This is a genomic window from Corynebacterium sp. DNF00584 (assembly GCF_001552965.1).
GTDB classification, from domain to species: Bacteria; Actinomycetota; Actinomycetes; order Mycobacteriales; family Mycobacteriaceae; genus Corynebacterium; species Corynebacterium phoceense.
In genome coordinates, this window is record NZ_KQ959726.1 from 1 (window position 1) to 20,037 (window position 20,037).

Sequence of the window (20,037 nt, forward strand, 5' to 3'; positions counted from 1 at the left end):
ATTGGCACACTATTGAGTTCTCAAACATCATCCGCACTCAAAAAGTTTCATCCTATCGGGATACCCCTTCTCGAAGCAGTCGAACACTCACTGTAGTGCAAGTCTTTAAGGCTTGTCAACCTGCAGTTCATGTCGTTGTCACCTCGTTTCCGCGGCGACTTGGAATAATCTACACAGCTCCGTTGTTTCCCACAAATCTGCAGGTTAAAGACGAAGTCCCCCACGTCACGAGGGCGAGGGGGACGAACTTAGGGCGGTGAATCTGTGGAAACCACAGCCAACGACCTTGCAGCTGTGCTAGCTAGGCAAGCTTCGCACCAGCGAAGTTCTTCTTACCGCGGCGCAGCACGAGCCAGGAACCGTGGAGCAGATCCTCGTCGGCCGGCTCCCAGTCCTCGGACTCAATGCGTGCATTGTTCACGTAGGCACCGCCTTCCTTAATGGTGCGGCGAGCCGCACCCTTAGAGTCGGCGAGACCGGAGGCGACGAGCAGATCGACGATGGTGCGCTGTTCACCAGCGGCGATCTCGGCGACGGTGGTCTCTTGGAGAGCACCGGCAAGGGTGGCCTCGTCCAACTCGGTGAGTTCGGCCTTGCCGAAGAGAGCCTGGGCGGCGAGCTCTACAGCCTTGGTGGCATCCTCGCCGTGAACGAGGTTCGTCATCTCCTGTGCCAGGCGGCGCTGGGCTTCGCGGCGGAAGGGCTCGTTGGCGACCTTCTCCTCGTACTCGGCGATTTCTTCCTGGGTGAGGAAGGTGAACCAACGCAGGTAGTCGATGACCACGGAATCACCGGCGTTGAGGAAGTACTGGTACCAGGCGTACGGGGAGGTCTTCTCCGCATCGAGCCACAACTTGCCGCCACCGGTGGACTTGCCGAACTTCTGGCCTTGCGCGTCGGTGACAAGAGGAACGGTCAGGGCGTGGGCCTTGTCGCCGTCCACGCGACGGATAAGGTCGACACCGGAGACGATATTTCCCCACTGGTCGCCGCCGCCGATCTGCAGGTCGCAACCCTTCTCGCGGTGCAGCGTGAGGAAGTCGTTGGCCTGGAGCAGCATGTAGGAAAACTCCGTGTAGGAAATGCCGTCGGACTCCAGGCGGCGCTTGACCGTGTCACGGTCGAGCATGGTGTTGAGCGAGAAGTTCTTACCCACGTCGCGCAGGAAGGTGATGACGGACATGTTCGCAGTCCAATCAGCGTTGTTGACCATCTCGGCGGGGTTCTCACCGTCGAAGTCGACGAAGCGGCGCAGCTGCTTCTTAATGGCCTCGAGATTGTGCTGAATGGTTTCTTCGGAGAGCATGGAGCGCTCCCCCACGTCGCGGGGATCACCAATGAAGCCGGTTGCGCCACCAGCCAGCGCCAGCGGGTGGTGTCCAGCTTTTTGGAAACGCCGCAACATGATCATTGGGACAAGGTGGCCGGCGTGCAAGGAATCGCCCGTCGGGTCGAACCCACAGTAAAGCGTGATGGGGTTCTCGCACGCTTCACGGAGCGTATCAAGGTCGGTGGACTGATTAATGAGGCCGCGCCACTGCAGCTCATCAATGATGTTCATGGAAGTGTGATCTTTCTCTTCGAAGTAGCCGCTGTGCGCGGCTGTGACGTGTGGAAAATTTCGCGCCTAGGCGGCGTCCGGTGGCCAGGCCATGGCGGAATCGACGAGCATGACAGGGATGCCATCTTCGATGGGATAGGCAATCCCCTTGCGCTCATTGACAAGCACCTGCTTGTCCTCCAGATACGTCAAAGGGCCCTTGTCCTGCGGGCAAACAAGGACCTCTAGCAACTTCGGATCGAGACTCATAACTTCATAGGGTACACGGGACGCCGCGCGCAGACTGCGTCAGGCACGCGCGGCGTACTCACCCCCTCGAGCGGTCGCACCAGTCATCCGGTACGACCCGGGTCAGACCAGATCAGAGCGGAGCTGGGACGTGGGCAACGAGTGAGAAGAGATCCTTTGGGTCGTCGGGATTAGCGATGATGTCGATCTCAGATTCTAGATCCGTCCCCGCAACTGCATCGCGCACATAGCGCAGCGCAGAGAAATCATTGATGGCAAATCCGACGTCATCGAACAACGTAATCTGCTCAGGATTATCGCGACCTGTCTCTTCGCCGGTAAGCACCTTCCAGAACTCGACGACTGGGAAGTCTGCTGGCTTTTGCTGGATTTCGCCCTCGATACGGGTCTGCTCGGGGAACTCGACGAACACCTTCGACATATCAAGGATCTTTTCCTCGAGCTCCGTCTTTCCTGGGCAGTCACCGCCCACCGCGTTGAGGTGCACGCCGGGGGCGACGTGACGCTCGGCCAAGATCTGGTTTTGCGCTTTGTCGGCCGTGCATGTGGTGATGATGTCGGCACCTACCACTGCTTCATCAACACTCGAGCACACCGTGATGTTGAAGCCAAGCGGCTCGAGGTTGCGCTTGAATTTCTCTACCGCCGCTGGGTCAATGTCATAGATGGTGAGATCCTCAATGCCGAGGACACCGCGGAAGCCCAAGGCCTGGAACTCGGATTGAGAGCCAGCGCCGATCATGGCCATGCGCTTGGAATCCGGGCGGGCGAGGTGTTTTGCCACCATCGCGGACGTTGCAGCAGTGCGCAAGGCAGTGAGAAGGGTCATCTCCGCTTCGAAGGTCGGATAACCGTTATCTACGTCCGCAAGAACTCCAAAAGCAGTCACGGTCTGGAAACCGCGTGCGGGGTTGGAGGGATGGCCGTTGACATATTTGAACGAGTATTCCTCGCCGTCGGACGTCGGCATGAGCTCGATTACGCCAAAGGGCGTATGCGAAGCTACTCGCGGGATCTTGTCGAAACGAGCCCAGCGCTTGTAGTCGCGCTCGAGGTAGTCGACCATGCCGGTGATGATGTTTTCAACTCCATCACGCTGGATCCAGCGGGCCATATTGGTCACGTCGACAAACTTAATCATCATTGGGGAAATGAGTCCTTTCTCAAAGTCAAAATGTGTTCAGCGTGGCCGAAGCAAGATGTTACCGCTTCGGGTGCAGATCTTGGTGCGGATCCGCCGTAAAGCGGAAGCTTGGCAGATGCGTGCGCTTGCGCTCCTCCGCGATGGCGTTGATGCGGTCACGCCACAAGAACCACAGGCCAACGAAGACGGGAATGAGGCCGATGGTCGCGAGCAGCGTATAGGAGCCGATGGGATAGTCGAAGGCCATGAGCACGAGGACGATGCCTACGAAGATCACCGTCACCCAATCCCCAACGACGCCAAAGGGCGAGCGATAATCCGGGCGGGTAAACTTCCCGCGCGCGGCTAGACGAACAAAGCGCTGGTGTGCCAAAACGATGGCGACCCACGACGCGAGGGTGCCAAGAGCTGCGAGGTTCAAGACGATTTCGAAGGCCATTTCGGGCACCACGTAGTTGAGGAAAACTCCAGCTAGTGCGACGAGCACAGCCATGACGATGCCGCCGTAGGGCACGCCGGAGTCTGACATGCGCTTGCCAAAGGCAGGGCCGGAGCCAGCCTGCGACATGTTGTACATGATGCGCCCAGTCGAATACAGCCCGGCGTTGAGCGACGAGATGGCGGCGGTAATCACGACCAACTGGAAGATAGCGGCAGCGTACGGGATGCCGAGTGACTCGAAGAATACGACGAACGGTGAGGTATCCGAGGCGTATGCCGTGTAGGGAAGAACGAGCGTGAGCAACAGGATAGAACCGAAGTAGAACACCACGATGCGGAAGAGAACCGAGTTCACGGCCGACGGGATGTGCTTTTGCACGTCCTCAGTCTCACCCGAGGTGGTGCCAACGAGCTCGATGCCGGCGTAGGCGAACACGACGCCCTGAATTACGATCACTGCGGGCAGCAGGCCGTTCGGCATCCATCCGCCGTTGTCCGTAATGAGGCTAAAGCCGGTGGGAGTCCCCTCTGGGTGGCCGAGAATGAGGACGCCGATGGCAATGAGCATGAAGATCACCAGTGCAACGACCTTGATCATCGAGAACCAATACTCGAGCTTGCCGAAGATAGCGACGGAGAGCATGTTGAAGAAGAAGATGAAACCGACCACGACGAGGGCGAGTGTCCACTGGGGAATTCCATCAAGCCACGTGGTGTACTGGCCAAACCACTTGATGTAAATCGCGACCGCCGTTGCGTCGGCAACGAGGGTCATAGCCCAGTTGCCCCAATAGAGCCACCCCGTGACGAAGGCGGCCTTTTCTCCATAGAACTCACGAGCGTAAGAAACGAAGGAACCAGAGCTCGGGCGGTAGACAATAAGTTCGCCGAGGGCCCGGAGAATGATGTAGCCAAAGAAGCCACAAATGAGATAAAGGATGGCGAGCGAGGGGCCAGCAGTTTGCAGACGGCTACCTGAGCCAAGCAAAAGACCTGTGCCGATGGCGGAGCCGATGGCAATCATCTGCAGCTGGCGCTTGCCCATTCCCTGCTGAAGACCATGATCCTCAGCGTCAAAGACCGCGCGTCCCTCTTCTGAGGGCGCCGGACGAGAAGTTATAGACATGCGGTGTACCTTCACAGACAGTTAGTAAATTTCTTCGCGAAAACCTTCGCCGACATAGAAGAGTAACGAAAAGCACGCTTTTCAGTGACTGGTTTCACTTATTTTAAGTCGTGTCTCACTTGACACAGAGTAGCGAGACACAAAAAAGCCCAGCACACTACGTGCTGGGCCATTTTCAATAGGACTATCGTTAACCCCCACGTCCGGGGGATATGCCGTTTACTTGTGGGGTATCACCGGGGTGGCGGCCCACGACCGAAAGTCGGCGGCAAGTTCATCGACATTGGCTCGCTGCTCGGCGACGCGGACACCGGCGGTGCCGCCCTTCGTTGAGCGCGACGCAACCGCACCGTCGATAGTAAGTACCTCGCGTACAGCCGGTGTCAGTCGCGCGTCGACACTGGCGAGCTCCTCATCGGTCAGCTCGATAAGGTCAACGCCACGGGACTCGGCGATGCGCACGCATGCTCCCGATGCCTCATGTGCCTCACGGAACGGCACCCCTTGGCGCACCATCCACTCGGCCAAGTCAGTGGCCAAGGTGTAACCACGAGGGGCCAGTTCGCGCATGCGGTCCTCGTGGAAGGTCAACGTAGAGACTAGGCCGGTCAACGCGGGCAGCAGCAGGTTGAGGTTCGCCACGGAGTCCACGATGGGCTCCTTGTCCTCCTGCAAATCGCGGTTATACGCGAGTGGCTGCGCCTTCAGGGTTGCCAGAAGGCCGGTGAGGTTTCCGATGAGGCGGCCGGTCTTGCCGCGCGTGAGCTCGGCGACGTCCGGGTTCTTCTTCTGCGGCATAATTGACGAGCCCGTCGACCATGCGTCGTCGAGAGTCACATAGCCGTACTCCGGCGTGCACCAGTAGACGATCTCCTCCGCCAGACGCGACATGTCGATCGCAATCTGAGCCAGGACGAAGGCCGTCTCGGACGCGAAGTCACGCGAGGACGTACCGTCAAGGGAGTTCTCCGCAGCGGAGTCGAAGCCGAGCTCCTCCGCAATGGCTTCCGGGTCCAGGTGCAGCGAGGAACCCGCCAGGGCACCCGAGCCATAGGGCGAGATGGCCAGGCGTTTGTCAAGATCCTGGATACGCTCGCAGTCACGCAGCAGCGGCTGCGCGTGCGCGAGCAGCTGGTGTGCAAGCAGGACGGGCTGGGCGGCCTGGGAGTGGGTCTTGCCCGGCATGATGGCATCGGGGTGGGCTGCGGCCTGGGCCGAGAGGGCATCGACAAGCTCAGTGACCTGGATGGCGATGTCGCGCACGGCGTCGCGGACCCACATGCGGAAGAGGGTGGCGACCTGGTCGTTGCGGGAACGGCCCGCGCGCAGGCGGCCGCCGACCTCGGGGCCAACGATATCGATGAGGCCGCGCTCCATGGCGCCGTGGACGTCCTCGTCTGTGGGCAGCGGGCGGAACTCGCCCGAAGCGACCTTCTCGCCGAGCTGCGTGAGCCCGTTGAGCATGGTGGCAAAATCCTCGTCCGTGAGCAGACCGGCGTTGTGCAGGACCTTGGCGTGGGCCTTGGAGGCCAGCACGTCATAGGGAGCGAGCACCCAGTCGAAATGCGTGGACACGGACAGGGCAAACATGGCCTCAGACGGGCCGCCGGAGAAGCGGCCGCCCCACAGCGCGCCTTCGTTCGTCTTGTGCTGCTCCATGTGAACCTACTTTCCGGTGGGGAAACCGCCCTCGCGGTCACGCTGGTTGGAGATCTGGGTGGACAGGCCGTGAAGCTGGACAAAGCCCTTGGCTGCGGTCTGGTCGAAGGTGTCGCCCGTGTCGTAGGTGGCCAGATCGTAGGAGTACAGCGACTGGGAGGAGCGGCGGCCGTTGACGGTGGCGGTACCCGCGTGCAGAACCATGCGGATATCGCCCGAGACGGTCTTCTGGGTCTCGCCAATGAAGGCGTCGAGGGAGCGCTTGAGCGGGCTGAACCACAGACCGTCGTAGACCTCCTCGGACCAGCGGGAGTCGACGAGGCGCTTGTAGCGGCCGAGCTCGCGCTCCACGGTGACGTCTTCGAGGGCCTCGTGGGCCTTGATGAGGACGATGGCGCCCGGTGCCTCGTAAATCTCGCGGGACTTAATGCCCACGAGGCGGTCCTCGACCATGTCGAGGCGGCCGATGCCCTGAGCGCCGGCGCGGCGGTTGAGTTCCTCGATAATCTGCAGGACGGTCATCTTCTTGCCGTCGATGGCGACAGGCTTGCCTTCCTCGAAGGAAATGACGACCTCGTCCGGGGCGTTGCCCAGGGCAGGATCCTCGGTGTAGGCGTAGAGATCCTTCGTGGGCGGGTTCCACAGGTCCTCGAGGAAGCCGGTCTCGACGGCACGGCCCCAGACGTTCTGGTCGATAGAGAACGGCGAGGACGCAGACTGCTCGATGGGCAGCTTGATTTCCTCAGCGAAGGCAATCGCCTTATCACGAGTCCAGGCGTAGTCACGCGCCGGTGCAATGATCTCCAGGGACGGGTCGAGGGCGCGGAAGGAGACCTCGAAGCGGACCTGGTCATTGCCCTTACCGGTGCAGCCGTGGGAGACATGCGTGCCGCCGTGCTCCTGGGCAGCTTCAACGAGGTGCTTGACGATGAGCGGGCGGGAAATAGCAGAGACCAGCGGGTACTGCTTCATGTACATGGCATTGGCCTGGATGGCCGGCAGGCAGTAGTTGTCTGCGAACTCGTCCTTGGCGTCCACGACGATGGACTCCACGGCGCCACAGTCCAGTGCGCGCTGACGCACGGACTCCATATCCTCGCCACCCTGGCCTAGGTCGAGCGAGACGGCAATGACCTCGCCGCCGGTCATCTTAGCGAGGTACGGAATGGCGACCGAGGTATCCAGGCCACCGGAGTACGCGAGCACAACGCGTGCAGTCATGGTTTCTATCTCCTTGCGAGATTGTGGAAATAATACAATAGACTCGATAATATACGAAACGTATGCGGGATGTAAAACACTCCCTTTCGATGATGACTGCGCGCGCACTGTGCAACCGCCTGACCGCGGAAAATGGTCTATGACGGTGGAGGCACTCATGCCCTGCCACCCGCGGGAGCCGGACAGCGACGCAGCGCGGGAGCAGGGCTAAAACATCAACTAATTACGCACCAAATTGCGCACCAATTCCTCACCAGTGATCGGATCTCGAGCCAGGATGAAGATCGTGTCATCGCCAGCAATACAGCCCACAACATCTGGAATCCCAGCACGGTCGATATAGGACGCCAGGTATTGCGCCGCGCCCGCGGGTGTGCGCAGCATGCCGATATTGCCTGAGTGATCCGTGGTGGTGACGAGCTCATCGAGCATGCGACGCAATTTCTCCCGCGGTCCATTGACCTGGTCATCGAACTGCTCGAGCTCACCACCCACCATGTAAAACGAGCGACCACCGTCCCGCTTGACCTTCTTGGCCCCCAGCTCATCTAAGTCACGCGACAGCGTGGCCTGCGTGATGTCGATGCCTTCTTCGAGCAGCATTTCAGACAACTGCACCTGGCTCGTCACGCGCGAGCGATCAAGGATTTCCAAAATCTTTGCTTGGCGCGCGTTGCGATTGGCCGGGTTGGTGGGCATGGGGGTTGATCTCCTCGTTTGTTAATCGTTTTGGTGGCGAAGCAGCCACGCAAGCACGGCTTTTTGCGCGTGCAGGCGATTTTCTGCTTCGTCGAATACCCGCGACTGCGGGCCGTCGATGACACTGGCCGCCACCTCATTGCCGCGGTACGCCGGAAGGCAATGCAGGAAGATGGCGTTTTCCGCCGCACGGTCCATGACAGCGCCGTTGACCTGGTACGGCAGGAACGGCGTCCGGCGGTCGATCCCGTCATTTTCGTGTCCCATCGACACCCAGGTATCAGTGATCACAACATTGGCACCTGCAACGGCGTCAAGCGACTCCGTAACCGTCACGGTCGCCCCCGTAAGCTCCGCTCGCGCTTCGGCGCGCTGCACGTACTCTGCGCGGGGTTGGAACTCCGGTGGCGCGACAATAGCGATGTCCATACCGGCGGTGGCGAAACCAATCATGTACGAGTTGGCCATGTTGTTGCCGCCATCGCCGAGGTAGACCGCCTTTAACCCTTGGGTGGCTCCAAAGCTCTCACGGATCGTCTGCAAGTCGGCGAGGATCTGGCACGGATGGAAATCCTCAGACAGCGCGTTGATGAGCGGCACGCGCGTAGTCTCCGCCATAGCCGCAAAATTGGCGTGGTCATAGGTGCGCCACACAATGGCCGAAACATAACGGGAGAGCACCGCCGCCGTGTCTTGCAGCGTCTCTCCTTTGCCCATTTGCGTCGATCCAGTGTTGGTCACAACAGCGTGGCCGCCCAGCTCCGCGATACCTGCTTCAAAGGAGAAGCGAGTGCGCGTCGATGTCTTATCGAAGAGCACGGCAACCGACTGCGGGCCTTCGAGAGGGCGGTGCGCAAAGCGGTCCACCTTCATCTGTGCAGCAAGGTCGAGCACCTCTGCTTGCTCCGCCGGCGACAGATCATCGTCTACGAGAAAATGGCGCATGGTCTAGGCTTCCTCCTTTTCAATCTCCTCGACAACGGCTGCCAGTCCCGCGGCTGCCCGAGTAATTTCCTCGTCGGTGATGATGAGCGGCGGCGTCAAACGAATAACGTCAGCTGCCGGCGCGTTGAGGATGAGTCCGTGCTCAAGCCCCTTCGCGACAATCTGCTTGGCCACGGGTGCATTTAATACGGCTCCCAGCATAAGCCCTCGTCCGCGGATCTGCATAATATACGGTATTATGCTCAGCTCACGCACAAATAGCTCGCCCTTGCGCGCTACCTCTGCCAAGAAGTCCTCGTCCAATAAGTCCAGTACAACGTTGGCCGCTGCGCAGACTACCGGGTTTCCGCCGAATGTCGTACCGTGCGATCCCGGCGTGAATAGTTTCGCTGCCGCTCCCCGTGCTATACACGCGCCAACAGGTAACCCGGCGCCGAGCCCTTTCGCCATAGTGATGACATCGGGCTTAACCCCGGCCGCCGTGTGCGCAAAAAATTCGCCCGTACGGCCGACTCCGGTCTGCACCTCGTCGACGATCATGAGCATCCCATTTTCATCACAGAGAGCGCGCACCCCCTGGAGAAAGCCCTCCGGCGCCGGGATGACCCCGGTTTCGCCCTGAATCGGTTCCAGGATGATAGCTGCGGTGTCCGAGGGGTTCATCTCTACGAGCTTTCGCAAGTAGTCGATATCCCCGTAGGGATAAAACTCCACTCCACCGGGCATCGGTTCAAAGGCCTTCCGCTTGCTGGGCTGCCCCGTCATCGCGAGCGAGCCCATCGTGCGGCCATGGAAACCGTGTTCAGCGGCCAGTATGCGCCGGCGGCCAGTCAGACGCGCGAGTTTGAAGGCCGCCTCATTGGCTTCGGCGCCGGAGTTGGCAAAGATAACGCGGGCAGAAGTATCTCCGACACGAGCCCGCAGTTTTTCCGCCACGTCGATAGCCGGCTGCGACGCGAAGAGGTTAGACACGTGACCCAACGTAGAGATCTGTTCCGTGACGGCCTCAACGACCTTGGGGTGTGCCTGTCCCAGCGCATTGACGGCAATGCCGGCGAGTAAGTCGATGTATTCCTTGCCGTCTTCGCCTACGAGGATGGAGCCGTAGCCGGAGACAATGCCAATGGGCGGCGTGCCGTAGTTGTCCATGAGGTTGTCGCCCCACCGGGCTACGAGGCGCTTGTTGTTGTCGCTCATGCGCGATCGTCCTTCCTGAAGATGGTTCCGTCGGGGTATTCGTTGCGGTTGTAGCCATCGGGCAACACCATCGTGCCGATGCCGCCGGGGGTAAGCAGCTCAAGGAGCACGGCGTGGGCCGAACGGCCGTCGATGACGTGGGCAGCGGCGACGCCACCTTCGACGGCCCGCAGGCACGACTCCATCTTGGGGATCATGCCCGAATCGAGCCGCGGCAGCAGGGACGCGAGTTGCGCCGCTTCAATCTTGGACACCAAGGAATCGCGGTCTGGCCAGTCGGTATAGAGGCCCTCAACATTGGTGAGGATGAGCAGGCGCTCCGCGCCGATTGCTTGGGCCAGCGCACCCGCTGCGGTGTCAGCGTTGATGTTGTAAACCTCGCCGTCGGTGCCCGGCGCAATCGTCGAGACCACCGGAATCCGGCCCGCATCGATGATATCCATCAAGGCTGCTGGATTAACGTCAACGATATCGCCGACTTGGCCGATATCCGTGGGAGTCCCGTCGACTTCTACCAGTCGTTTTTCGGCGGTAAAGAGCCCGGCATCCTCGCCGGAGGTGCCCACCGCATAGGGGCCGTAGGAATTGATGAGCCCCACGAGTTCGCGGCCCACCTTTCCAAAGAGCACCATCCGTACGACCTCAAGAACCTCGGGAGTGGTGACGCGAAAGCCACCTTTGAACTCGCCTTCCAGGCCCGTGCGTGCCAGCATCTGGGAAATCTGAGGCCCGCCGCCGTGAACGACCACGGGCTTGACGCCCACGGTGCGCAGGAAAACCATGTCTTTGGCGAATGCTTCCCGCAACGAGTCGTCCACCATCGCGTTGCCGCCGTACTTCACGACGACGATCTTGTCGCGGAAGTGTTGAAGCCACGGCAGTGCCTCAGAGAGGACTGTCGCACGATCCTGATCGGTAAGACCTTTCATCATGGTATCGGCCGCCTTAGGAGCTGTACGCCGAGTTGATCTCGACGTAGGCGTGGGAGAGGTCAGTCGTGCGCACGAAGGCGGAGCCCGGTCCGCCGGTGCCGAGGTCGACGCGCACGTCGATATCCTCGCCGGAGAGGTCCACATCGCGGGCACCAGGCGCGCTAGTGGAGTTCACGCACACCGGCTGGTCATTGAAGAAGACGGAAATCTTCTCCGGTTCCATGGCGGCATCCGCCATGCCCACGGCTGCGAGTACGCGGCCCCAGTTCGGATCTGAGCCAAACATCGCGCACTTAAACAGGTTGTCGCGGCCAATGGTGCGCGCGGCGTTGAGCGCCTCGGCGTCCGAATCGGCGCCCTCGACGGTGATCTTCACGCGCTTGGTCACGCCCTCGGCATCGGCCTGCATCATGTCGGCTAGGCCGGCACAGGCCTCGAGTACCGCCGCGTTGAGCTCCTCCTGGGTAGGTTCCACGCCGGACGCACCGTTGGCCATGATGATGACGGTGTCGTTCGTCGACGTCGAGCCGTCCACGTCCAAGGTATTGAACGTTACTGCCGATGCCGCCTCCAGCGCCGCACGCAGAGCCTTCGGCGTCACCTTCGCGTCCGTGGTGAGACACACGAGCATGGTGGCGAGGTTTGGCGCCATCATGCCCACGCCCTTGCCCATGCCGCCGAGGGTCCACCCGTTGCCTTCGACACCGACTTCCTTAGAGACCGTATCCGTCGTCATAATTGCCATCGCGGCGTCGTTGCCCGCCGCGCCGAGCTTTGTTACGGACTCGATACCCGCGAGCACCTTGTCCATAGGCATGGGCTCGCCGATGAGGCCCGTCGAGCACACCGCGACGTCCGTGCCATCAACGCCTAGCGCCTGCGCCGTGGCCTCGGCCATCGCCTGCGCGTCCTCGTCACCTTGAGCGCCGTTGCACGCATTCGCGTTGCCTGCGTTGATGACGAGCGCGTGGAGCGATCCATCAGCAATAATCTTCTGCGACCACTTCACGGGTGCGGCCTTGACGCGGTTGCGCGTAAAGACGCCGGCGGCGTTGAATTCCGGGCCCTCATTGACCACGAGCGCCATGTCTGATTTTCCGGACGGCTTGATTCCTGCCGTCGTCGCGCCGGCCGCGAAACCCTGCGCTGCGAGTACACCGATAGTCATGTTTCTATTTTCCTCTTCACCCTGCATCTAGTTGGCTCAATATCGTCAATCCGCCCCTTTAGGGGGCCACCGCCGCCTGCGGCAGCCCTGCGGTCTCCGGCAGGCCGAGCGCCAGGTTCATGCACTGCACCGCGCCACCGGCGGTACCCTTGCACAAGTTGTCGAGCGCTGCCGTGACGATGAGGCGACCCGTGATGTCATCGACGTGCGCCTGGATGTGGACCATGTTGGACCCCACCACGTTTTGGGTCTCCGGCTGCTGGCCTTCCGGCAGCACGAGGCAGAACGGTTCGTCTGCGTAGAACTCTTCGTATGCTGCGCGCACCGCCGCAGCGTCCACGCCTGGGGCAAGCTTGGCCGTGATCGTCGCAAGGATGCCGCGCGACATGGGCGCCAGCACAGGCGTAAAGCTCACGGCGACTGGACCCTGCTGCGAGTACTCGGAGAGGTTCTGCACCATCTCCGGCGTGTGGCGGTGCGAGCCGCCCGGTTTGTACGCGCGCACGTTGCCCATCGTCTCTGCGCCCAGTTGCGCCACGGAGGCCTTCTTGCCCGCGCCGGACACGCCGGTCACGGCGATTACCGAGATGTCCGGCTCGATGAGCCCCTTGGCGACGGCCGGCAACGCACCCAGCGTTGTGGTCGTGGGGAAACATCCGGCCACGGCCACGCGCTTGGATTGCGCGATGGCTTCCCTGTGCCCCGGCATCTCCGGGATGCCGTAGGGCCAGCTGCCCGCGTACTCGCCGTCGTAGTAGGCGTCCCAGGCCGCCTTATCCTTCAAACGGAAGTCCGCGGCACAGTCGATGACGAGAACCTCCTCCCCCAGCGTCTTGGCGATCTCCGCGGAGTGGCCGTGCGGCAGACCCAAGAAGACAACGTCGTGGCCGGCGAGGTTCTCGACAGTCGTATCGACGATACGTCGCTCGCGCAGCTGCGGAAGGTGCGGCATAAGCGCGCCCACGGACTCCCCCGCGGTGGAGTGTCCGGTCAGGGCGCCAATCTCGAGCTCACCCGACAGGTACGCCGGGTGATTCAAAAGAAGGCGCAAGACTTCGCCACCGGCGTAACCGGAGGCGCCTGCAACTGCAACTGTGATAGCCATGGAGACATCCTAGCAAATATGCAATCGACTGTAAATTATGCAGGAGCTATTTCTTTCCCCCGACCGAATCCCCCACGCCGCACGACGCACCGCCCCGAGTCGCACGCGGCGTCACTCGAAGCGGCGCGGTGTCGGCCCGATGCGCTTCCTTAGACAGCGCGGGAAGACACCTTGCCCATGCCGGAGGCATCATCAATAGCCGTCTTGCCCACGTAACCGGCGTAACCACTAGGGCTCACCAGGTGCAGGCCACCCTGCAGGTCAGCGATGACCGCAAGCTCCTTGAACTGGAATACCTCGCCCGGGCGCAGCTTCTTAAAGTTCGTCACCGACAGCCCCTGATTGAAGCAGTCCGCCCACGACTCACCGTTGGAATACTGAACGCGCGGAACGAGATAGTTGGGTGGATTGCACTCAGTGCGCGTGGCGCGTGCGCCCGGGCTGTGGCAGCGGATGTACGTGCCACCCACGTCGCCGTATTCACACTGAATGGTGCCGTCCGCGTTCGACAGGCCGCGCAGATTCTGCGCCTGAGCAGCCGGGGCTCCCAACAGCGCACTGGCCAGCACGGTACCGCCGAGGACGGCGGCTGCCCTGCGGGCCAAAGAGGAAAAGAAGCGATGGGTCATGATAGGTCCTTGAGTTTGGGAAACAATTCCACTCCCAAAATATGATCCGCATCACCCTGTGTGCAACATTACTTCGTCGAACACCTCACTGGACACCGCTCCGTGGCACACAACATTCCGTCAGCACAGACAGCGCAACGCACTCCGCCCGCGCTCCGGTGCCATGGTCGACCACAGGCGCGTACGCTCGGCCCCGCCCACGACAGGCAAACGGCACGACCATCGACATGGTCGTGCCGTTCCTCAGACGCAAACGTAACTACGCGCGCATCTCAGCGCCGAGACGCTCCTTGGCCAGCTCGGCCGCGGCGAGGCGGTGCTCGTTGGCCTCTTCATCGGTGAGCGTGCGGTCGCCCGCGCGGAAAAGCAGCGTGAAGGCCAGAGACTTCTTACCCTCGCCCAGCTGCGCTCCGCGGAAGACGTCGAAGAGCGCAGCGTTTTCGAGCAAGTCGCCCGCGCCCTCTTCAATCACGCGACGCACGTCCTCGGCCGGTGTCGCTTCGTCGACGACAAGGGCGATGTCCTGGTGCAGCGCCGGGAAAGCGGAGAGCACCGGCGCCGGGAAGCGCTCCTCGAGCGGCAGCGCCGTGACGTCGAGCTCCATGGCGCAGGTACGGGCCGGAAGGCCCAAGGCCTCAACGACCTGTGGGTGGAGCTCGCCGGCGTAGCCGACGATGGGGGCATCGGCAGCAACCGTGCCGTCCGCGTTCGCGACCTTGAGGGCGGCGCAACGGCCCGGGTGCCACGGCAGCTCGGAGGCCGACTCAACGGCCAGGTCCAGGCCAGCGGCGCGCGCGACGAGGCGTGCGGACTCGATGGAATCGGCGTAGGTGTACGCGCGGCCTTGGCCCCAGGGGCCCTCGTGTTCAATGTTGCCGGAAGCGACCGTCGCGACGTGTAGCGGCTGGTACGGAAGGGTGCCCAGCAGCTCCTCGACCGTGGACTCGGACGGACGGGACTCGACCGACGGCATCGGCGAAGCATCCGCACGCTTGAAGGAGACCTGCTGCAGGCCGTAAAGGGCCAGATCCGTGCGGCCGCGAGCGACGTTGCGAGCGATGGCCTCGAGGAGGTTCGGCAGCAGCGTCGTGGACAGGATCGCCTTGTCGGCCTCGAGCGGGTTCTGGACCTCGACGGTCTTGCGGCGCTCGTCATCAGCGTCCAGGCCCCACACGTCGAAGGTGTCGTTGCGGACGAACGGCGCCGGGATGACCTCGGCGTAGCCCGCGTAGGCCAGGCCGTGGCCTATGGCGCGGCGACGCTTCTGAGCCGGGGTGAGACCGCGGCCGCCCACCGGGGTCGGCAGGATGGTCGGGATATCCTCCAGACCCCCGAGGCGCAGGATTTCCTCGATGAGGTCGACGTCCATCGTGATGTCAGAGCGCCACGTCGGCGGGGTGACCAGGAGGTTCTCACCAGACTGCTCGATCTCGCACCCCACCTCGTAGAGACGGCTCATGACGGTCTCACGCGAGTAGTCAACGCCCGCGTACTCGGCCGGCTTCGCGGCGCGCAGCGTGATCTGCTCGCGCGCAGGAACCTCGCCCACGAGCGTACGGCCGGACTCGATGGTGCCGCCGGCGATCTGCACCAGCAGCGCGCAGGCGATATCGAGGGCAGCCTCGACGATGGCCGGGTCCACGCCGCGCTCAAAGCGGCGCGACGCCTCAGAGGACAGCTTGTGGCGGCGCGAGGTGCGCGCCACGGTGATCGGATCCCAGTTCGCGGCCTCGAAATAGACGTCCGTGGTGTCGTCCGCGATCTCGGACTTGGTACCGCCCATGACGCCCGCGAGGGACTGGATGCCATTGTCATCGCAGATGACGACGTCTTCTGCGTCAAGCTCGCGCTTCACATGGTCGAGGGTCTCGAACTTCTCGCCCGCCTGCGCGTTACGCACGACGAGGTTACCCTCGATGGCGTTCGCGTCGAAAGCGTGCATGGGCTGGCCGAGCAGGAGCATGACGTAGTTGGTCACGTCCGTCGCCGGGTTGACTGGGCGCTGACCGCACAGCATGAGCTCGCGCTCCATCCAGAACGGCGTGCGGGCGTTCGGGTCGATGCCGGTGACCTTACGCAGGCCAAAGCGCACGGCCTTGGTCTCCGGTTTGAGGTCGACATCGATGAGCTCACCGCTCGGTGCCGGAACGCCGGAGACATCGATGCCCACGACGGAGGGATCTTCGGCCGGGCAGGCGTACTCGAGGCCGAAGGCAGAGGCAACCTCGCTGCCGAGGCCACGCAACGAAAGCGCGTAACCACGGTCCGGCGTGATGTTGACGTCGAAGACGGTGTCGTCGAGTCCGATAACCGGACGGGCGTCCTGGCCCACGAGGTCAGCGACCTCCTCGCCCAAGGTGATAATGCCCGCGGAGTTCTCGGACATGCCGAGCTCCGCGGCCGAGCACATCATGCCATTGGAGATGTGGTCGTAGGTCTTGCGCGCAGCGATCTTGAAGCCGCCGGGCAGCTCCGCGCCCGGAAGCGAGACGACGACGTAGTCGCCGAGACGGAAGTTGCGGGCGCCACAGATAATGCCCTGCAACTCACCCGTGCCGTTGGCGTCGCCCACGTTGACCTGGCAGTAGCGGATGGGCTTCTTGAAGCCCTCGAGCTCCTCGAAGGACTCGACGCGGCCGATGACGAGCGGGCCCTTGATTTCGGGCAGGTGCTCGTAGCCCTCGGTCTCGAAGCCGACGCGGACGTAGCCAGCGTCGAGGGCCTCGGCGGTAACGGACCAGCCCGGGTTCTTTGCATCCAGCAGGCGGGTGACCCAGCTCTGGGAAATAAGCATTGTTCTTTTCTTCCTTTCTGGGTTCTTGGTTATGCCTGCACGCCGAACGGCAGGGTGAAACGAACGTCGCCTTCGACCATGTCGCGCATGTCAGTAAGGCCGTTACGGAACTGGAGGGTGCGCTCCAGGCCCATGCCGAACGCGAAGCCGGTGTACTCCTCCGGATCCACACCCACGGCGCGGAGCACGTTGGGGTTGACCATGCCGCAGCCACCCCACTCGATCCAGCCGGCGCCGCCCTTCTTGTTCGGGAACCAGACGTCGACCTCGGCCGAGGGCTCGGTGAACGGGAAGTAGTTGGTGCGCATGCGCGTCTTCGTCTCCGGACCAAAGAGGACCTTGGCCAGGTGGTCGAGCGTGCCGCGCAAGTGCGCCATGGTCAGACCCTTGTCCACGGCAAGACCCTCAACCTGGTGGAAGACCGGAGTGTGCGTCGCGTCGAGCTCATCCGTGCGGAACACGCGGCCCGGGCAGGCGATGTACAGCGGAACGTCGCGCGAGAGCATCGTACGCACCTGCACCGGCGAGGTGTGCGTGCGCAAAACCTGCTTGGATCCTGCCGTCGAGACGTGGAAAGTGTCCTGCAGGGTACGGGCCGGGTGGTCCGGCTTGAAGTTCAGCGCGTCGAAGTTGAAGTACTCGGCCTCGACCTCGGGACCGTCCGCGATCTCCCAGCCCATGCCGATGAAGATGTCGGCGATGCGCTCGGACAGCGTCGTAATCGGGTGCAGCGCACCGGTCTGTGCGCGAGTGGTCGGTACCGTAACGTCAACGGTCTCGGCCTTGAGCTGTGCCTCACGCGCCTGCGCCTCGAGCACCTCCTTGACCTGTGCGAAGCGCTTTTCCATGCGGCCGCGGGCCATGTTGACGGCCTTGCCGGCGTCCTTGCGCTCGTTCTTCGGCAGCTGCCCCAGCGACATGCGGGCCCGCGGGATATAGCCCTGGTCACCCAGGTGCTCGCGGCGAGCGGCGTTGAGCTCATCGAGCGTCGTAGCGGCGTCGAAGGCCGCGATGGCGGATTCGGCAGCCGCGCCCAGCGCAGCTTCGGTCAATTCGATCTGAGGAGTGTCGGACACGTGCCTTAAAACCTTCTTCTTGCGCGAAAACTAACGCCCGCTATCTTAGCGCAGTTCAATAGTCCGACAGGCAACCGGGATAGGCGCCCCGTGCACAGGCATAGTAGAACGGTCCCGGCGGGCGTGGTACGTCATCTTCCGCCACACATAGCCACCAGCTACTTCCGCGGCAATGACGCAGAGGGTCACGGCTCCCGCCCCAGCGACTTGGGGGTTGTCAAGAGCAAGCGCACGGCGCACAAGCGACGCGTTAGGCGCCTGAAGAATTCAGCGCTTGCGCAGACTCGTACAGGCAAATCGATGCCGCCGTCGCGAGGTTGAGGGACTCAGCGCGGCCCCGGATGGGAATGCGCACGCGCACGTCAGCTTCCTCGAGCAGCTCACCCAAGCCGTGGGCCTCATTGCCAAAGAGCCAAGCGGTGGGTTGGGTGAGGTCAGCCTCCGCAAGGTCTACTTCCCCATCGGCCGCCGTAGCGAGGATCTGCATGCCGGACTTTCGCAGCTGTCCCAGCACGTCCTTAATGTTCTGCTCGCGCGCGACGGGGACATGGAACAGCGAGCCTGCCGATGCCCTCGCCACCTTACAGCCCAGAGGGTCCACCGTCTCCCCCGCGAAGATGACGCCGTCCGCGCCCATCGCGTCCGAGGTACGGATGAGCGTGCCCGCATTGCCTGGCTCGGAGGTCAGCACGGGCACGGAGACCAGCCGCGGCTTGCCAGCGAGGATCTTGCCGGCGGACCACAACACGGGCTTGCACAGCGCGAAGAGGCCCGTGGTCGTTGCGGTATCGGACAGGTGCCTCGCCGCCTTATCCGTAATCGGGTGGACGTAGACGTCCATGTAGCCAGCGGCCGTCAAGATATAGTCAAAGCGCTGCGCGGCGGCCTCGGAGACAAAGATATCCGTGGCGGCGCCGGTCGACACTGCTGCGTCGACGGCATTTTCGCCCTCGATAATGAACTTTCCTGCCTTCTTGCGCTCCTTGGAACGGTGCAGCTTGGCGGCGTTGACGATGCGCGGGGTGCGCTCAGTAAAGGCATTATCGAAGTCGAGGTTCATGCCCCCAAATCTATCAGCCACGCCAGAGCCCCTTCCAACCTCCTCGCTCGCGGAGCCGCGCCGGGCGCAACCCCGAGCCAGACATAGCGCGCTACTGCCACACGACGCCAACTTTGGTTTTATGGCGCCTCAGGCCCAAACGGAGGCCCCAAGGCGCCATAAACCCAAAGCTGCGAGCCGCATCGGTTGAGTGTTCCAACGCAACGCCTTAAAAGCACACGGGCGCGCCAGCGAATCCGCCCCACGCTCCGAGCAATGCCCCCATCCAACTCTTTGCCTTCATGCGTGTTTCCTTACAAGCCTGCTTAGACAACGCAAACGCCTCCTTCCACGAGAAACGTGGAAGGAGGCATAAGAAGCTTCAGCCTAAGTAATTAGGCAGCCTTCGGAGCGTTGACGTCCTCCGGCAGCGCAGCCTTAGCGGCCTCGCAGAGAGCGGAGAATGCCTCGAAGTCGTTAACGGCAAGGTCAGCGAGGATCTTGCGGTCAACCTCGATCTCAGCCAGGCGCAGGCCGTGGATGAGACGGTTGTAGGTGATGTCGTTCATGCGGGCAGCAGCGTTGATGCGCTGGATCCACAGCTTGCGGAACTCAGACTTACGGGCGCGACGATCGCGGTAAGCGTAGGTCATGGAGTGCAGCCACTGCTCCTTGGCCTTACGGTAAAGGCGGGAACGCTGGCCGCGGTAGCCCTTAGCGGACTTGAGGATTGCGCGACGCTTCTTCTTAGCGTTAACGGAGCGCTTGACTCGTGCCACAGTAATACTTCCTTAAAAAATCTAGTGGTTTATTGAGTGTGGGTTGATTCGGCGCTATTAGGAGCGGCCGAGCAGGCGCTTAACGCGCTTGATGTCGTTCTGAGCGACATCCTTCTCGCCCTTGAGGCGACGGGTCTGCTTGGAGGGCTTGCCCTCGAGCAGGTGGCGACGACCAGCCTGCTCACGGCGCAGCTTGCCGGAACCGGTCACCTTAATACGCTTGGCCATGCCCTTGTGGGTCTTCTGCTTCATGAGAGTTAAGTCCTTAATTCC

Annotated in this window: 18 protein-coding genes; all 18 read right to left on the minus strand. The window is 62.1% G+C overall.

Annotated elements, in window-relative coordinates:
* Positions 1–301: 301 nt before the first annotated feature.
* The 18 genes from tyrS to rpmI all read right to left on the minus strand — a co-directional run bounded on the left by tyrS (position 302) and on the right by rpmI (position 20,016).
* Complete coding sequence (gene tyrS / locus HMPREF0307_RS00005; RefSeq protein WP_066484386.1) at positions 302–1,561, minus strand: tyrosine--tRNA ligase; 1,260 nt, start codon at positions 1,559–1,561, stop codon at positions 302–304.
* 66 nt (positions 1,562–1,627) lie between these two features.
* Positions 1,628–1,810, minus strand: a complete 183-nt coding sequence (locus HMPREF0307_RS00010; RefSeq protein ID WP_066484388.1) for a Trm112 family protein — start codon at positions 1,808–1,810, stop codon at positions 1,628–1,630.
* A gap of 112 nt (positions 1,811–1,922) precedes the next feature.
* A complete protein-coding gene (locus HMPREF0307_RS00015) occupies positions 1,923–2,951 on the minus strand; it encodes an ornithine cyclodeaminase (protein WP_066484716.1) in 1,029 nt (342 codons plus the stop codon).
* A 61-nt stretch (positions 2,952–3,012) separates the two neighbouring features.
* Positions 3,013–4,521, minus strand: a complete 1,509-nt coding sequence (locus tag HMPREF0307_RS00020; RefSeq protein WP_066484395.1) for an amino acid permease — start codon at positions 4,519–4,521, stop codon at positions 3,013–3,015.
* A gap of 219 nt (positions 4,522–4,740) precedes the next feature.
* Complete coding sequence (gene argH, locus HMPREF0307_RS00025; RefSeq protein ID WP_066484398.1) at positions 4,741–6,180, minus strand: argininosuccinate lyase; 1,440 nt, start codon at positions 6,178–6,180, stop codon at positions 4,741–4,743.
* Between the two features lie 6 nt (positions 6,181–6,186).
* A complete protein-coding gene (locus HMPREF0307_RS00030; RefSeq protein ID WP_066484400.1) occupies positions 6,187–7,401 on the minus strand; it encodes an argininosuccinate synthase in 1,215 nt (404 codons plus the stop codon).
* A 219-nt stretch (positions 7,402–7,620) separates the two neighbouring features.
* Positions 7,621–8,100, minus strand: a complete 480-nt coding sequence (locus HMPREF0307_RS00035; RefSeq protein ID WP_066484402.1) for an arginine repressor — start codon at positions 8,098–8,100, stop codon at positions 7,621–7,623.
* Positions 8,101–8,121: 21 nt separating this feature from the next.
* A complete protein-coding gene (gene argF, locus HMPREF0307_RS00040) occupies positions 8,122–9,045 on the minus strand; it encodes an ornithine carbamoyltransferase (protein WP_066484406.1) in 924 nt (307 codons plus the stop codon).
* 3 nt (positions 9,046–9,048) lie between these two features.
* Positions 9,049–10,242 carry an acetylornithine transaminase gene (locus tag HMPREF0307_RS00045; protein ID WP_066484408.1) on the minus strand — a complete coding sequence of 398 codons (1,194 nt, stop codon included), beginning with the start codon at positions 10,240–10,242 and terminating at the stop codon, positions 9,049–9,051.
* The gene (gene argB / locus HMPREF0307_RS00050) at positions 10,239–11,174 is read right to left on the minus strand and encodes an acetylglutamate kinase (protein ID WP_066484410.1); all 936 of its coding nucleotides are present in this window, start codon (positions 11,172–11,174) and stop codon (positions 10,239–10,241) included. Before argB ends, HMPREF0307_RS00045 begins: the two co-directional genes overlap by 4 nt.
* A 13-nt stretch (positions 11,175–11,187) precedes the next feature.
* Positions 11,188–12,342 (minus strand): bifunctional glutamate N-acetyltransferase/amino-acid acetyltransferase ArgJ, encoded by a 1,155-nt coding sequence (gene argJ, locus HMPREF0307_RS00055; RefSeq protein ID WP_066484418.1) that lies wholly within the window; start codon positions 12,340–12,342, stop codon positions 11,188–11,190.
* 58 nt (positions 12,343–12,400) lie between these two features.
* Complete coding sequence (gene argC / locus HMPREF0307_RS00060; protein WP_066484421.1) at positions 12,401–13,447, minus strand: N-acetyl-gamma-glutamyl-phosphate reductase; 1,047 nt, start codon at positions 13,445–13,447, stop codon at positions 12,401–12,403.
* A 149-nt stretch (positions 13,448–13,596) separates the two neighbouring features.
* Positions 13,597–14,076 (minus strand): hypothetical protein, encoded by a 480-nt coding sequence (locus HMPREF0307_RS00065; protein WP_141629045.1) that lies wholly within the window; start codon positions 14,074–14,076, stop codon positions 13,597–13,599.
* A gap of 259 nt (positions 14,077–14,335) precedes the next feature.
* The gene (gene pheT, locus HMPREF0307_RS00070; RefSeq protein WP_066484428.1) at positions 14,336–16,870 is read right to left on the minus strand and encodes a phenylalanine--tRNA ligase subunit beta; all 2,535 of its coding nucleotides are present in this window, start codon (positions 16,868–16,870) and stop codon (positions 14,336–14,338) included.
* A gap of 29 nt (positions 16,871–16,899) precedes the next feature.
* Positions 16,900–17,946 (minus strand): phenylalanine--tRNA ligase subunit alpha, encoded by a 1,047-nt coding sequence (gene pheS / locus HMPREF0307_RS00075; protein WP_066484436.1) that lies wholly within the window; start codon positions 17,944–17,946, stop codon positions 16,900–16,902.
* 250 nt (positions 17,947–18,196) lie between these two features.
* Entirely contained in the window at positions 18,197–19,006 is an 810-nt protein-coding gene (locus HMPREF0307_RS00080; protein ID WP_066484439.1) for a TrmH family RNA methyltransferase, read from the minus strand.
* 374 nt (positions 19,007–19,380) lie between these two features.
* Positions 19,381–19,764 (minus strand): 50S ribosomal protein L20, encoded by a 384-nt coding sequence (rplT, locus tag HMPREF0307_RS00085; protein WP_066484446.1) that lies wholly within the window; start codon positions 19,762–19,764, stop codon positions 19,381–19,383.
* Positions 19,765–19,821: 57 nt separating this feature from the next.
* Complete coding sequence (rpmI, locus tag HMPREF0307_RS00090; RefSeq protein ID WP_066484451.1) at positions 19,822–20,016, minus strand: 50S ribosomal protein L35; 195 nt, start codon at positions 20,014–20,016, stop codon at positions 19,822–19,824.
* Positions 20,017–20,037 lie beyond the last annotated feature (21 nt).